The organism is Trinickia sp. (assembly GCF_051953955.1).
GTDB lineage: Bacteria > Pseudomonadota > Gammaproteobacteria > Burkholderiales > Burkholderiaceae > Trinickia.
Genome location: NZ_JBQCIF010000061.1, coordinates 79,443 through 93,776 on the forward strand (window position 1 = coordinate 79,443; position 14,334 = coordinate 93,776).

Sequence of the window (14,334 nt, forward strand, 5' to 3'; positions counted from 1 at the left end):
AAGCGAAGCGGGTTTGACTTGCCGGCGGCGCCCCTCACGGCGCATCCGGCTTCCCCTGGACGGGCGGCATCGAACGGTGCCGCCCGTTTTTCAATTGGGCTTTGCGGTGCGCGTAAGTTTACTGGGCGCTGCTCGGCAAGTCGCTGCTGAATACGGCGGCGCGCGGCTCGAAGAAATAACGGACGAAGATCGCCGCGCCGAATTGCTTATCGCGGCCCGGCGTGATGTTGGCGCTGGCCAGTGCGCCGATTTGCACGCGGGAGGACAGCTTGGCCACCGCGGCGAGTTCGGTGCTGCCATAGGGGCCATGATCGTGGCTGCCGGCACACGTCAGTCCGATGGTGCTGAACGGAAAGCACGATTCGGTGTGCGCGAGCGTATCGTTCCAGCCCGTTTCGATGCTGCCCCGGATCTGCCAGTTGCGCCCTTCTTGCGTGAGCCATTGCAAGGTAGCCCCCGCGCTGACGGAATACTGAGGGCTGTAATAGCCGCCTTGTCCGACGGTGTAGAAGTTTTCGTTGCGCCGGTAAGACAGAAAATGGACGGCCGGGCCGACATTGAAATAGTCGAAGCCGCGCGCATGGACGTCGTAGGCTGCGGACACGTCGGCCGACATACCTTCATTGCCGAGCACGTTCGTCCCTGTCAGCCATTTGCCTTCGACCGCGGCGGAAACGTTCCAGCGCGGCGCAAATTGCCAGCGCAGTTGTCCGCCGCCCGAGGTACTCGATACAGCGCCCCAGCGCACGCTGTCGACGGTGCCGGGGAGGGTGACGGTCATGCCGCGCCACGACAACAGGGAGTCGCGCACGCTCTGGTGCGAACCGTATAACGACCACATGCCCCACGCAGCCTGCTGGCCGACGCTCGCCGAACCGTTCGCTTGGAATCCGGACGGCGCGCCCTGAGTGGCGCCGACGGTGAAGCGCCAATCGAATGGATCGGCGTTGCCGATGCGCGTCGATGTCGCCACCGTTGCTTGCAGGTCCTCCGCGCGTGTCGATCCACCGACCAACGTCCCTCGAATGGCGTTGGCCCTGCGTTGGCGCTCGGCCGGATCGGGGAATCGGCTAGGCAACGTGTCCAATAATCCCGGCGCGGTTTGGTCGAACGACGCCGTTCCGGCGTTGATGAGCGACTGTCGATATTGCAGCGAGAGTTGCGTCGTGTCGTGGAACCAGGTGCTCCGCAACGCGGGGCCGATCGTGTCGAGCCGGCCTTGCCCTGCCGCACCGATGTGGTCCGACCACGTGAGGCCGCCCGTCAGCGAGGGTGCGTCGATACCGGTCAAGTCCGCCGGCACGTCGCGCGCGATTCGCTGCGGATCGGCGCCCCCGGTGGAGGCATCGCGCAGTGCGGCGTGCGCCGCGACGAATTGCTTGCGGTAGTAGAACGCTTGCGCATCGAGCCCATCGAGATAAGCATCGATGCGGCCATCGCCCGTGGGGCGCTGCTCGCCGCTTTGCGCGCCGCGCTCGTGCATGGCGTGGATCGACATCGCGAGCCCTTCCGCGCTGTCGTCGTCATGATGCGTGTCGTAGCTGGTCCTGAACGCAGCCGCCGCTCGCTCGTAGTCCCCGAGCGCGTAAAGCGTCCAACCGCGCAGCGCCGCCGTGTCCGCCCCCGGTAGTCCCTCGCGACCCGCGGCGTCGAGCCATTTCAACGCATCGCTGTAGCGGTGCCCCGCATAAGCGTCGTTTGCGCGGGCGAGCGCAATCTGGGCGCGTTCTTGCCGTGCTCGCGGATCGCTCCGCAGCGCCGGTTCATCGAGCAGCGATCGAGCGGCATCGTAGTCGTGCGCTTCGATTCGCACTTGGGCGAGCCCGAGCTTGGCATCGGCGTTTTCCGGTGAAAACGTCAACGCGGTTTCGAACCAACGCTGTGCTTCGCTCCGATCGTGCTGCGCGTGCGCGATCCACCCGGCGAGCGTCGCGGCGGGGCCATCGCGATGCGAGCGGATCGACGACGCGACGCGCGCGAGTTGCGAAGCTGCTTGGGGCGAGCCGGGCGGCAGCTTGCCGAGCGCCGCGATCGCGCGTTCATATCGGAGCCGCGCGAACGCCGCTTCGGCTTGCGCGTCGCGATGCCCATCGGTGGCTTCCAGGGCGATCAACGCATCGACGCTCTCGGGCGGTAGCTGTTGCTCGGCGCGATAGAGCGTTGCAATTCGATTCGCGTCGGGCGTGCAGGCCGGGATGATCGTGCGATAGAGCGCATCGACCGCGTCGAGGTGGCCGGTCCGGGCGAAGACATCGGCGGCATGCCAGATGCGATCGATGTGAATGCAGTCGAACGCTTCGGGCATGCGCGCGAGCGCGAGGCGCAACCCCGCGGCATCGTCGCTTTGCAAAGCGGCGGCGATGTCAGCTTCTTGTCGTTGCCGCGTGCGCTCGGCCGCGAGCGACGGCGAAGGCCGCCACGACGGTGTCTCGTGCTCGAGTTGCGCCACCCGTCGATCGTATTCGGCGAGGCGTTGTGCATGCAGCAGCCGCCACAATGGGCGTTCGTCCGGTACCGGGGGCGTTGCATTTTGCGCCGCAGCGATATCGGATGCCGCCGTGTTCACCGCGTTCGTCGAGGGCGTCATGTTCGTCTCGACCGGTGTGCTCGTCGCGGCCTCCTCGTTCGGCACGCGCGCCGTTGCCGGCCCGGGCGGCGGCTCGACGGTATCGATGACGTTGCGCTGTTCCGTATGCACGATCCGCGGAGCGCCCGCTGTCGCGCCGGCACGGTTCAGGTCGCGCTGCGAGCGCTGCCGGGTGACCGCAGCCTCGCTCGCGCCGGTTGCGGTGGCCGTCGTCCCGGGGTGCCTTTCGAACGTGAGCACGTTGCTCTGCGCTGCGCGTACCGCATGCATCGGACAGGAGACGATCGGCAGTGCGAAGCAGCAGCGCACCATCCAGCGGGTGCGCTTGCGCACTTTACTCATCGCGGTCACGATGCCGCGTCCGGTAGTAGCGTTTCAAGAGCAGCGCGGACGTCCCCGCGAATATCGACAGCAGCGCGATGAGCATTGCGTAGCCTACCCAGGGCCGCTCCGAGAGCGCGTAGCCGAGCCAGGCCAGCGGCCCGAGGCTGCCCTCTTCGTAGGTGCTGCCGACGCGTTCCGTCCATAGATCCGCGCGATCGAACGAGAGCAGGGCGACGTTGCCGCGCATCTCGCCCCAGTAGCTGGGCTCGATCAGTTGGGAGACGCCGGCTGCCAGTTCAGCCGCATCGGCTGCCGTGAGCACGGTCGTCGCCCCCCCTTGCTCGCCGCGATATTGCATGACGAGCAACTGACGCGAGAGCGGCGCATCGCCGCGCAACGTCACGCCGGCTTTCTCGGCGCGAGCCGACGAGCGCAGCAGGCGGCCCAAGCCCAGCGGCAGTGCACCGCCCGTATCGGAATCGGCCGCATGTGCGGGGCCGTCGGCGATACGGATGCTTGTGCCGGGGGACCACGGCGCATCTTTCAACAGCCGCTGCGGCAGGCTCGACGCGGCGCCGATCAAGATCAGATTGCGACGCGTTTGCGCCTGCGCGTCGAACGTGATTTGCGCCGCCGTCAGCGGCGCGGCCTGGTTTTGCGCGAGCCGGCCCATCAGGGCCCAGGCGCTGGCGATCGTGGCGTTGTCGCGCGCGGCGAGCCGCAGCGCGAGGTCGCTGCCGTCGGGTTTCACCGTGTAGGGGAAACCGCTGTCGGCGAAGCGTTTTAGATCGGGCAGCGTCGTGTAGTGCGAGGTCGGCGGCAGCTTCAGCGTCGAGTCGTCGAACAATGTGATTTCGAGGTTCTGCATGTTGCGCAACGCGCAGTGGTCCGACACGAGAGGCACGAGCAGCGCCTGCAGCGACAGCGTGTTCAGTCCGGCACGGAAATCGCGCAGCGGAAGGCTGATACGGTAGTGGCGCATGACCGCGCCTTGCTGCTGATCGAGCGCGATCACCTGCTCGAAGCGGCCGTTGAGGGCGATGTTGAGGACCGAATCCTCACGCATCTTCGCGCCCTCGGTGAAATTCATGTCGAGCGTGACCTTCGCGTCTTCCGGCGCATAGATGTCGGCGGGAAGTCGAACCTCGAGATCGGCCGTATCGCCCGCGCGCAGCGTGCGGCTCGTGAAGCCGAGGTCGCGGAACGCGTGCGGCGCGGTGCCCGTGACGGTCCGGTTGGCCGACCACGGCGGCAGCGCCGTTTCGTCGAAGGCGCCGATGACGAGCCCGCTCGCGTGTGGCAGCGGCAACTCGCTGTGCGCGAATGCGCGCGCCGCGCGCTCGACTTCCGCGTCGTTGCGGCCGCTGACGACGAGCACGAAGCGGCGCGCATCGTCGGGCTTCGGATAGACGCCGAGGAAGGCCCCGTCGATCTGGGCCGCCGTCTTGGCATCGAGGTAGCCGCGCAATGCATCGCGCGAGCCGATCAGCACGACATCGGAGCCGGCCAACGGCCCCGGCGCCAGGCCCGGCAGTAACCCCTCGCCGGAACCGTGTTCGGCGTCGAGCACGCGCGGCGCCGTACTGAGGTAGCGAAGCCGCAGCGCGATGCCTTCAGCGACGAGGGCGCCCCCGGCGAGTTGCGACGCATTGTTCGGATGCGAAGCGTTGACGATCGTAATGGCCCGCGGCGCCCACTGCTTCGGGTCGATGAGATTGGACAGATCGGCCAGCGTCGGCGTTAGCGGCGCCAGCGCCGTTTGCATGCGCAGCGTCGAGGCGCTCGTGTCGATTTCGGTCCACAGCTCGGGCGCGCTCGGGTCTTCGCAGGCCTCGGTCGAATGCTGTGCGACGGCGAACGTGAGCGTGTTGTATCCGGGCCGCAGCAAGTCCGCGGGCACGCGGATATCGGCTGTCGCCTCCGGCTGCCGCGATGACAGCTGAACTTGCGCGATCGTACGATCGTTCACGCGCACGGCGAGTTCGGAGCGACTCGTCAACAGCGAAATCGAATTCGATACGACGAGATGAAGTACGGCGTCCTGGACGCGCTCTCTGGCCGAGAGCGGAATGCTGATGCTCCGCGAGGCCGATGCGCCGGCGAGCCGCAAGGCGCCGCTCAGATTGGCAAGCGTCGCCAGCGAAACGGTATTCGCGTTGCTGGCTGCCGCATGCGTCGCGGCTTCCGTTGCAGCGCCGGCGGCGAGCGGGGAGGCGACGACGTTCGCCGAGGCGCTCGTCGATGCGGCCTTCACGGGGGCGTTGCCAAACGCCGTATGACCGGCGAGCAATGCAACGACGCAGCAAACGGCTCGGACCGTTGTGCGAGAGAAGAAAGACACGTTCATTGGTGTTGTTTTGGTCGGAAGGAACGTAAAGCGGAAATGCAGTGCGCAGCGGCTCGGCTCCGATCGGCGGCATAGCGCAGCATGCCGCGTGCGAATACTCGATAGTGGCCGAATGCATGGACGGAGCCGAGGCGAAAGACGATGCCCAGGCTCGGCAGCACGCCGATGCGCCGGTTGCGGCTTTCGCGGAAATCGCGCCAACGGCCGCTGTCGCCGAACACGAGCGAGACGCGTTCGGAGAGCCCGGTCACGCTGTCGTCGCTGAACTGAGCGCCGACGACGAGGTCGCCGTCGCGCGATGAAAACGCATTGCGTATCGTCAAGGGAATGAGGCTCGTGCGTCCGCGCGCCGCGTTGAAGACCTCGAGCGTGGCTTCGCCCTGGCGGGGGACCCGCGCGGCGTCGGCGGCGCCGATGATCGCCTTGAGCCCGCCCGCCGAGAGATCCACGATGCGGCAGGCGATCTTTTCGTCCGCTCGGGCGGCGCCCGCCTCGCCCGCGATCGATCCGGCCGTGGAGCCGACATGCAGCATGGCGTCGAGATTCGCGGGCACGCGCGGCACGGCGCGACGCTGCTTGCGCTCGTACAGCACGCCGATGCATGCGTTGAGCAGGACGAGGTTCAGTCCGCACCAACTGAGCGCCGATATGATCACATCCCGGTGCGGATAGCCGTGTACGAGCTTCCAAACCCCCGCCGCGACGCCGAGCAGGACGAGCACATAGACGACATAGAACGGTGCGGCCAGCTCGGAGATCGAGTCCTCCTCGATCTTTTCGCCCTTGGGCGTGACTTTGAAGCCGGGCGCCCGAGGACGCAGCATGACCGAGACGACCGCACGCAGCGAGAACATCGATTGCAGCAGTTCGTACACCTCTGAAATCAGCGTCCAGCGATAGCGCCCGAACAGGTAGTCGGAGGCGAGAATGGCGCCGATCATCTGCGGCAGGCCATAGGCGAAGAACTGCGGAATCGTCGCGTTGTAGAACTGCAGCCCGAAGGCGAGGTACATGATGGGCGCGAACAGGAAGACGACGCGCGCGTAGCAAAAGAACCAGAAGAACGCATTCGAGAAATAGCAGAGCCGCTGTGCCGGCGTGAGCCCTTTCAAGCGCAGCGGATTGCTGAGCAGGAACAGCTGGATCATGCCTTGCGCCCAACGCACGCGTTGCACGATGAAGCTCGCGAACGTTTCCGGCTGCAGGCCCGAGATCAACGCTTCATCGACATACCGGCTGTGATAGCCGCGTGCGTGCAGCGTGAGCGCCGTCTCGGCATCCTCGGTGATCGAGTTGCCCGCGATGCCGCCGATTTCCTCGAGGCAGCGGCGCTTGAGCACGGCCGCCGATCCGCAGAAGAACGAGGCGTTCCAGAAGTCGAGCCCGTGCTGGACGACCGAGTAGAACATTTCGTTTTCGGGCGGCATCCGGCCGAACATGCCGAGGTTCTTTTCGAGCGGGTCCGGATTGATGAAGAAGTGCGGCGTCTGGACGAGATAGACCCGATCGTCGCGTTGAAAGTGGCCGACCGTCTTCTCGAGGAAGTCGACCGTGGGAACGTGATCGGCATCGAAGATCGCGATCAGGTCGCCTTGCGTGTGTACGAGCGCCGCGTTGATGTTGCCCGCTTTCGCATGTTCGTTGCGCTCGCGGGTCAAATAGACGCCGCCGTGGCTTTCGGCCATCTGCCGCAGCGCCTGCGATCGCTCGCGTGCTTCGGCGGCTTTGAGCGGGTCCGCTTGCGTGAGCTTTTGCGAAGTGCCGCCGTCGTCGAGCAAATAGACACGCAGCAGTTCGCGCGGATAGCGCATGTCGAGCGCCGCGCGCAAGGTCACCTGAAGCAGCTCGGGCGGCTCGTTGTAGGTAGGGATGAACACGTCGACGCTGGGCAAGGCGCCTGGCGTCGTGACGAGCGGCGCTGGTGCTCGCCGCAGCGGGCGGCTGTTCACGAACAGCCCGAGCATCGACACGACGATGCCGTACAGTTCGGCCGCGTAGAGCAGCGACATGAAGATGAAATCGGCGAAACCGTTGTAGCCGAGCGTGGACGTGGTGCGCCAATACAGATAGCGAAACGTCAGGAACCCCGAGCACAGCAGGAAGAACAGCCGCGTGCGCTCGAGATTGCCGACGCGGCGCAGCACGAGCATGGCCGCCACGACGGCAAACGAAAGCCGATATTGCGCGCTCAGATCGAGCTTGACGACCGCGAGCACGCCCAGCGCAGCCAGCGAGCCGGCCCATAGCGCGACGACGGACCACTCGGGTAGCGTCAGGCGCGTGACCGAGCGCTCGTTGCCTCGCGACGCGCAAGCAAGCCGATGCGCTGCCGGAATCGGCGGCTTCGCTTCATCGACGGTGATCGCTTCGGTGGCATCGGACATGATGATCGAACTTTCGTTGGCGGGGACCTCGCGGTGGCATGCGCGGCAGACTGCGTGAGCGGGCTTATCTGATTATCGGCAGGCGGCTCGAATGCCTGAATCCGGCGTCGCGCCTTTTTCTCGTAGGGTAAATCGGCTTATAGCGTCAGGATCGGCTGACAATGCCGGCCTTCATCGGGCTCGCCGGGGCGGCGTATGATGCGAAGGCTTTGCCGGCCCGAGCGCGGCCGGTGCGTTTTTGCGAAGGGATTTCCGGATGATTTCGATCAAGCACGTTTCGAAGTGGTACGGCACGTTTCAGGTGCTCTCCGACTGCACGACCGAAGTGTCGAAGGGCGAGGTCGTCGTCGTGTGCGGCCCGTCGGGCTCGGGCAAGTCGACGTTGATCAAGACCGTGAACGGCTTGGAACCGTTTCAGAAAGGCGAGATCGTCGTCGATGGGCAATCGCTGCACGATAAGCAGACGGATCTGTCCAAGCTGCGTTCGAAAGTCGGCATGGTGTTCCAGCACTTCGAGCTGTTTCCCCATCTGTCGATCATGGAGAACCTCACGCTCGCGCAGATCAAGGTGCTGGGCCGCTCGAAAGACGAAGCCGCCGGCAAAGGCCTTGCGCTGCTCGATCGCGTGGGCCTTTCGGGGCATGCCGACAAATTTCCGGCGCACCTGTCGGGCGGCCAGCAGCAGCGCGTGGCCATTGCGCGGGCGCTATCGATGGATCCCGTGGCGATGCTGTTCGACGAGCCCACCTCGGCACTCGATCCCGAGATGATCAACGAGGTGCTCGACGTGATGGTCGAGCTCGCGCAGGAAGGCATGACGATGATGTGCGTGACCCACGAGATGGGTTTCGCGAAGAAGGTCGCACACCGCGTCCTCTTCATGGACCGCGGGCTCATCGTCGAGGACGATCACAAGGACGCCTTCTTCGACAATCCGAAATCGGAGCGCGCCAAGGAGTTCCTCGCCAAAATCCTGCATTGAGCGGGGCGAGGAAAGCGCAACGCGCAACGCCGTGTCGATCGCGGCGTTGCAGCAGAGCGAGCCGGCGTTGCGGCGAGTGAGATCGGCGAATGAGATCGGGAATGAAGCGCCGCGAATTACGATTCGAAGGCGGCGATGTCGTCGGCGTCGGCTTCGAGCGTTGCGGCTCGTGCACGCATCGAGGCCGAGGCGCTCGGATCGCAGGCCGGATTGCGCGCTTTTTCGAGCACGGAAGGCGGCACCGGAATATTCGTGCGCGCCGCCACTTCGCCGTCCTGGAACATCAGCAGATCGCCGGGCGCGAACGCGGTCCAGACTTCGTCGTCGGTCAGCGGCTGCGTGGCGATGACGGCCACGCGATCCTCGGGTGTCGTGTACTGCGCGAAGTCGATCGACATGTCGGCGTCGATCAGGTGCGCCGTCGAAAACGGCCAGCGGCGAACGATGTAGTGCAGATGGGTCGAGCAGTGAGCGAACAGCGCTTGCCCATTCGACATCAGGAAATTGAATACCCCGTAATTCGTGACGTCGCGCGTGAGCGCGGCGAGCGCCTCGAACAGCTCGTGCAGAGGCGGTTGCGCGCCGGGAAACGCGCGGCGCAGGCCTTGCAGCAGTGCGCAAAAGGCCAACTCGCTGTCGGTGGTCCCGACGGGTTGATAAACGCCCGTGAGGTCGGGGCCATATCCCTGCAAGTCGCCGTTGTGCGCGAAAATCCAATGCCGGCCCCACAACTCGCGCATGAACGGATGGCAGTTCTCGAGCAGGATGTGGCCTTGCGTCGCCTTACGGATATGCGCGATCGTGTTCTTGGACTTGATCGGGTAGCGCTTGACCATCTCGGCGATCGGCGAGGTGGCCGACGATTGATGGTCGATGAACAGCCGGCAAGCCTTGTCCTCGAAGAAGGCGATGCCCCAGCCGTCGGCGTGGTGGTCGGTGATGCCGCCGCGCGCAGCGAAGCCGGTGAAGGAGAACGTGACGTCCGTCGGGGCGGCGCAGTTCATTCCGAGGAGTTGGCACATGTTACGGCTGGCGGTGCGTGAAGGGGCGGATTCTCGTGCGAACCCGCTACAATATGTTGTTCGGAAGCATATACCGAGCCGCCGGCCGAAAAAAGCGAAATCCGTGGGGCACACAGCGCGTCCGTTGCGGTTTTTCCACGGGAGGGCGGCACGCCGGCTTCCGTCAGGCTTCCTTTCTCATCGCCGCGCCATCGGGCCGGCTTTCTTGCAGACCGTCGCCATGACCGTTTCCGATTCGACCTTGAGCGCCACCGCAACGAGCGGCGCGCGCGATTCGCTCACCCTGGCCCGTCCCGACGATTGGCACGTGCATTTGCGCGACGGCGAGATGCTCGGCACCGTGCTGCCGCATACGGTGCGTCAGTTCGGGCGCGCGATCGTCATGCCGAACCTGAAGCCGCCCGTCACCACGGTCGATGCGGCACGCGCCTATCGGCAGCGCATTCTCGACGCGCTGCCGATTGGTGCGAGCTTCGAGCCGTTGATGACGCTTTACCTGACGGACAACACGCCGCCCGACGAGATCGTGCGCGCGCGAGAGAGTGGGTTCGTACACGGAGTGAAGCTGTATCCGGCGGGCGCGACGACCAATTCGGACTTCGGCGTGACCGATTTGTCGAAATGCGCGAAGACGCTCGAGGCGATGCAGGAAGTCGGCATGCCGCTGCTCGTGCACGGGGAGGTGACGGATGCCGCGATCGACCTGTTCGATCGCGAGAAGGTCTTCATCGATCGCGTGATGACGCCGCTGCGCCGCGATTTTCCGGCGCTCAAGGTCGTGTTCGAGCACATCACGACGAAGGAGGCAGCGCAATACGTTCGCGACGACGGCGCGCCGGCGGGGCTGCTCGGCGCGACGATCACCGCGCACCATCTGCTTTACAACCGCAACGCGATTTTCCAGGGCGGCATTCGCCCGCACTATTACTGCCTGCCCGTGCTCAAGCGCGAGACGCATCGGCTCGCGCTGGTGGAAGCGGCGAGCTCGGGCAATCCGCGCTTCTTCCTCGGCACCGATAGCGCGCCGCATCCGAAGGGGTTGAAGGAACATGCCTGCGGCTGCGCGGGCTGCTACACGGCGCTGCATGCGCTCGAGCTCTATGCGGAAGCGTTCGACAATGCCGGCGCGCTCGACAAGCTCGAAGGGTTCGCGAGCTTTTTCGGGCCGGATTTCTACGGTTTGCCGCGCAGCCGCGAGCGGGTGACGCTCGTGCGCGAAAATTGGACGCTGCCGGCCGAAATCGTGGCCGGCGAAGCGGCGGTCGTGCCGCTGCGCGCAGGCGAGACGATCGGTTGGCGGCTGGCCTGAGGCTGCTCAACGCTCGCGGAAATCGGGGGCGCGATGACGCAGCATGAAACCGCCTGCGCCCGTGAGGAAACGGCGCGCATCGCGGGTCTCGAGCGGATCGACTGGCGCGCGGCTTGGCTTGCTCCCTACGCCGAGCGCGGCGTTCAATGGCAGCGCTCGGCGCAGGCCGATCCCGCCGGCTTCGTCCGAATGCTGACGCGGCAGGCGTGCTTGGCGGCTCACGTGACCGGCTACGGCCGGCCTCTCTCGTTCATCGAGCAAGCGGAGCTGCCGGCCGGCACGGCCTACGAAACGCATATCGCGGAGACGGGCGGTGTGCCCACGCGCCGCAACCTCCATGACTTCTTCAATGCGCTCGTTTGGTTCGCGCATCCGCGCGTGAAGACAGTGCTCAATGCCCATCAAGCGCGGGCGATCGAACGGGACGGCGTGAAGGGTGCGCGCGGCGTCGAACGCGATTTCCTCACGCTGTTCGATGAAAACGCGGTGTTGTTCGTCTGTGCCGATCCGGCCTTGAGCACGGCGCTCACCGCCTTCGATTGGGGGCGGCTTTTCGTCGGCGAGCGCGTGGCTTGGGGCGAGCGCTGCGAAGTTCGCGTGTTCGGCCACGCGCTGTTGGAGAAGTTGATCGCGCCCTACAAGGCTTGCACGGGGCATGCGTGGATCGTCGCCGCGCCGCCCGAGTACTTCCGATGGCCGCGGCCTCGGCAGGACGCATGGCTCGATCGCGAGGTGGCCGCCTCGCTCGAGCAAGGCGGGCTCGAGGCTCGCCGCTATGCGCCGTTGCCGGTGCTCGGCGTGCCGGGCTTTTGGCCGGACAACGCCGATCCGCTGTTCTATGCCGATGCCGCCGTGTTTCGTTCGGGGCGGCGCGTTCGCGGCAGCGTGGGCCGCGCGGCGAAGGGCGCAGTGGTACACTGCGCGGCAGCAAAGTAGGCCAGGCAGTCGCGGCTTTCCCGGTTTGCGCCGGGAAGGGCGAGGAAAGTCCGGACTCCATAGGGCAGGGTGATGGCTAACGGCCATCCGTGGCGACACGCGGAACAGGGCAACAGAGAGCAAACCGCCGATGGCCCGGCGCAAGCCGGGATCAGGTAAGGGTGAAACGGTGCGGTAAGAGCGCACCGCGGCTGCGGCGACGCAGACGGCACGGCAACCTCCACCCGGAGCAATTCCAAATAGGCAGGCACGCATCTTCGGATGCAAGGCGGGGCCCCCGTCTCGCCTGCGGGTAGGAAGCTCGAGCGCGTCAGCAATGGCGCGCCTAGAGGAATGGCTGCCACGTGCGCGGCGCCGCAAGGCGCCGCGCACGCACAGAATCCGGCTTACCGGCCTGCTTTGCCGCTTGAATGCCGAAAGCCGGCGTCAGTTCGAATTCCGTTCGACTGACGCCGGCTTTTTTCATCGTAAGCCTGACTCCGGTTTGAAACCCCGTCCTTCAGGGCCGTGAGTCGGGACCCCGGCCTGAAGGACGGTTGTGGACAGCTGCTCGATGCGCCGCGTGCGGCCCCCTCAGACTTCGACGATGTCGAACGAGTGCGTCAATTCGGCCGTCTTGGCCAGCATGATCGAGGCCGAGCAGTATTTGTCGTGCGATAGGTTGATCGCGCGCTCGACGGTGGCCGGGTTCAGGTTCTTGCCCGTCACGGTGAAGTGAAAGTGGATCTTCGTGAAGACCTTCGGGTCTTCGCTGGCGCGCTCGGCCTTGAGCGTGACCGAGCAGTCGGAGATCTCCTGCCGGCTCTTCTTCAGAATCATGACGACGTCATAAGCCGTGCAGCCGCCGGTGCCGAGCAAGACCATTTCCATCGGCCGCGGCGCCAGGTTGCGCCCGCCGCCTTCCGGCGCGCCGTCCATCATCGCCAGATGGCCGCTGCCCGTCTCGGCGGCGAACGCCATGCCGTCCGGCCCCATCCAGCTTACTTTGCATTCCATAGCGCCACTCCCGAAGTGCTTACGTTGATGTTCGATCGGATAGGCATTGTAGCCGCCGCGAAGGAGCCGAGTCCGGCCGCGCGGCGGACGCTCGGTGCGATTTGCATTTCACATTATGGTTTTGATTTTCGCAATGCAAATTTTCTTGCCTAGAGGGCGCTCCCTCTGTACAATGCGCTTCATTGGTTGTCGAATCGACAACCTCCGCATGTCTCCTCCACCCTCCTCCTTAGGTGGATTAAGCCCGAGCCCAGCGTTCGGGCTTTTTTTTTGGTGCTGAACCCGCTCACCGCCGTCTGGCGGGCCTGCAACGGCCGGATCGTCATGACGATCGCGCCGGGCCGCGAGTTGGCGGGCACCGATTCGGCTCCGAGATGGCCAAGGTGAGGGCGCCTTTGACGCGCGCTGGCAAATTCCTTTATAATTCAGGGCTTTTCCGCATCCATGCCCGCGGAAGAAGAACAGGGAGAGCCTGCACGGTGCCTCGATGCGCCAACCTAAGCAGGAAATAAGCAGTAACAAGACGAAGGGCAGGTCAATTTTTTGGATCGATCATGAAGACGTTTTCCGCCAAAGCCGAAGAGGTGACGCGCGAATGGTACGTGATTGACGCGACGGATAAGGTTCTCGGCCGTGTCGCCAGCGAAGTGGCACGCCGTCTTCGCGGCAAGCATAAGCCTGAGTTCACTCCGCACGTCGACACCGGTGATTTCATCATCGTCATCAACGCCGGCAAGCTGAAGGTCACGGGCAACAAGACCACGGACAAGAAGTACTATCGTCACTCGGGCTACCCGGGCGGCATCTATGAAACGACGTTCGGCAAGATGCAAGAACGCTTCCCGGGCCGTGCGCTCGAGAAAGCGGTCAAGGGCATGCTGCCGAAGGGCCCGCTCGGCTACGCAATGATCAAGAAGCTGAAGGTCTACGCTGAAGCCACGCATCCGCATTCGGCTCAACAGCCGAAGGCGCTCGAGATCTAAGGGGAGCCCACATGATCGGTAATTGGAACTACGGTACGGGCCGCCGCAAGAGCGCTGTCGCTCGTGTCTTCATCAAGGCTGGCAAGGGCGACATCGTCGTCAACGGCAAGCCCATCGCGGATTACTTCTCGCGTGAAACGTCGCTGATGATCGTGCGCCAGCCGCTCGAGCTCACGAACCACGCCACGACGTTCGACATCAAGGTCAACGTTTCGGGCGGCGGTGAAACGGGTCAAGCGGGTGCCGTTCGCCACGGCATCACGCGCGCGCTGATGGATTACGACGCAACGCTGAAGCCGGCTCTGTCGAGCGCTGGCTTCGTGACGCGTGACGCGCGTGAAGTCGAACGTAAGAAGGTCGGCTTCCACAAGGCACGCCGCAGGAAGCAATTCTCGAAGCGTTAATCGTTTCGAAGGCCCCCGCCTTGGGCGGGGGTTGCCGGAAAAGCCGCCGCTGCGCATGCG

General features: G+C 65.0%; 10 protein-coding genes and 1 other RNA gene. 6 read left to right on the plus strand and 5 right to left on the minus strand.

Features of this window, described 5'->3' with window-relative positions; genetic code table 11:
• Positions 1-118 precede the first annotated feature (118 nt).
• The 3 genes from ACTHNZ_RS11840 to bcsA form a co-directional block, all read right to left on the minus strand.
• Positions 119-2,929: a cellulose synthase subunit BcsC-related outer membrane protein gene (locus tag ACTHNZ_RS11840; protein WP_440542678.1), complete on the minus strand. Its 2,811-nt coding sequence runs from the start codon at positions 2,927-2,929 to the stop codon at positions 119-121.
• Complete coding sequence (locus ACTHNZ_RS11845) at positions 2,922-5,165, minus strand: cellulose biosynthesis cyclic di-GMP-binding regulatory protein BcsB (RefSeq protein WP_440542679.1); 2,244 nt, start codon at positions 5,163-5,165, stop codon at positions 2,922-2,924. The genes ACTHNZ_RS11840 and ACTHNZ_RS11845 overlap by 8 nt, the downstream gene beginning before the upstream one ends.
• A gap of 89 nt (positions 5,166-5,254) precedes the next feature.
• Positions 5,255-7,642 (minus strand): UDP-forming cellulose synthase catalytic subunit, encoded by a 2,388-nt coding sequence (gene bcsA / locus ACTHNZ_RS11850; RefSeq protein WP_440542680.1) that lies wholly within the window; start codon positions 7,640-7,642, stop codon positions 5,255-5,257.
• A gap of 256 nt (positions 7,643-7,898) precedes the next feature.
• Here bcsA and ACTHNZ_RS11855 point away from each other — a divergent pair, with 256 nt between their 5' ends.
• A complete protein-coding gene (locus tag ACTHNZ_RS11855; RefSeq protein ID WP_440542681.1) occupies positions 7,899-8,624 on the plus strand; it encodes an amino acid ABC transporter ATP-binding protein in 726 nt (241 codons plus the stop codon).
• A gap of 116 nt (positions 8,625-8,740) precedes the next feature.
• On the opposite strand, the gene ACTHNZ_RS11860 is transcribed toward ACTHNZ_RS11855, so the two are convergent.
• The gene (locus tag ACTHNZ_RS11860; RefSeq protein WP_440542682.1) at positions 8,741-9,646 is read right to left on the minus strand and encodes a class II glutamine amidotransferase; all 906 of its coding nucleotides are present in this window, start codon (positions 9,644-9,646) and stop codon (positions 8,741-8,743) included.
• A gap of 220 nt (positions 9,647-9,866) precedes the next feature.
• Between ACTHNZ_RS11860 and pyrC the strand changes: the two genes are divergently transcribed.
• The 3 genes from pyrC to rnpB all read left to right on the plus strand — a co-directional run bounded on the left by pyrC (position 9,867) and on the right by rnpB (position 12,296).
• Complete coding sequence (gene pyrC, locus ACTHNZ_RS11865) at positions 9,867-10,955, plus strand: dihydroorotase (protein ID WP_440542683.1); 1,089 nt, start codon at positions 9,867-9,869, stop codon at positions 10,953-10,955.
• A gap of 33 nt (positions 10,956-10,988) precedes the next feature.
• Positions 10,989-11,891 carry a DUF3025 domain-containing protein gene (locus ACTHNZ_RS11870; RefSeq protein ID WP_440542684.1) on the plus strand — a complete coding sequence of 301 codons (903 nt, stop codon included), beginning with the start codon at positions 10,989-10,991 and terminating at the stop codon, positions 11,889-11,891.
• Positions 11,885-12,296: RNase P RNA component class A (rnpB, locus tag ACTHNZ_RS11875), an RNA gene on the plus strand. Before ACTHNZ_RS11870 ends, rnpB begins: the two co-directional genes overlap by 7 nt.
• A gap of 168 nt (positions 12,297-12,464) precedes the next feature.
• On the opposite strand, the gene ACTHNZ_RS11880 is transcribed toward rnpB, so the two are convergent.
• Positions 12,465-12,887: an OsmC family protein gene (locus tag ACTHNZ_RS11880; RefSeq protein WP_440542685.1), complete on the minus strand. Its 423-nt coding sequence runs from the start codon at positions 12,885-12,887 to the stop codon at positions 12,465-12,467.
• A 554-nt stretch (positions 12,888-13,441) separates the two neighbouring features.
• Between ACTHNZ_RS11880 and rplM the strand changes: the two genes are divergently transcribed.
• Positions 13,442-13,870, plus strand: coding sequence for a 50S ribosomal protein L13 (rplM, locus tag ACTHNZ_RS11885; protein WP_102609495.1), 429 nt, complete (start codon positions 13,442-13,444; stop codon positions 13,868-13,870).
• 11 nt (positions 13,871-13,881) lie between these two features.
• Positions 13,882-14,274: a 30S ribosomal protein S9 gene (gene rpsI, locus ACTHNZ_RS11890; protein WP_440542686.1), complete on the plus strand. Its 393-nt coding sequence runs from the start codon at positions 13,882-13,884 to the stop codon at positions 14,272-14,274.
• Positions 14,275-14,334: the final 60 nt, after the last annotated feature.

Coding starts and splice junctions, on each gene's coding strand:
- ACTHNZ_RS11840 (WP_440542678.1), bottom strand. CDS start 2,929: ATGAGTAAAGTGCGCAAGCGCACCCGCTGGATGGTGCGCTGCTGCTTC.
- bcsA (WP_440542680.1), bottom strand. CDS start 7,642: ATGTCCGATGCCACCGAAGCGATCACCGTCGATGAAGCGAAGCCGCCG.
- ACTHNZ_RS11855 (WP_440542681.1), top strand. CDS start 7,899: ATGATTTCGATCAAGCACGTTTCGAAGTGGTACGGCACGTTTCAGGTG.
- ACTHNZ_RS11860 (WP_440542682.1), bottom strand. CDS start 9,646: ATGTGCCAACTCCTCGGAATGAACTGCGCCGCCCCGACGGACGTCACG.
- pyrC (WP_440542683.1), top strand. CDS start 9,867: ATGACCGTTTCCGATTCGACCTTGAGCGCCACCGCAACGAGCGGCGCG.
- ACTHNZ_RS11870 (WP_440542684.1), top strand. CDS start 10,989: ATGACGCAGCATGAAACCGCCTGCGCCCGTGAGGAAACGGCGCGCATC.
- ACTHNZ_RS11880 (WP_440542685.1), bottom strand. CDS start 12,887: ATGGAATGCAAAGTAAGCTGGATGGGGCCGGACGGCATGGCGTTCGCC.
- rplM (WP_102609495.1), top strand. CDS start 13,442: ATGAAGACGTTTTCCGCCAAAGCCGAAGAGGTGACGCGCGAATGGTAC.
- rpsI (WP_440542686.1), top strand. CDS start 13,882: ATGATCGGTAATTGGAACTACGGTACGGGCCGCCGCAAGAGCGCTGTC.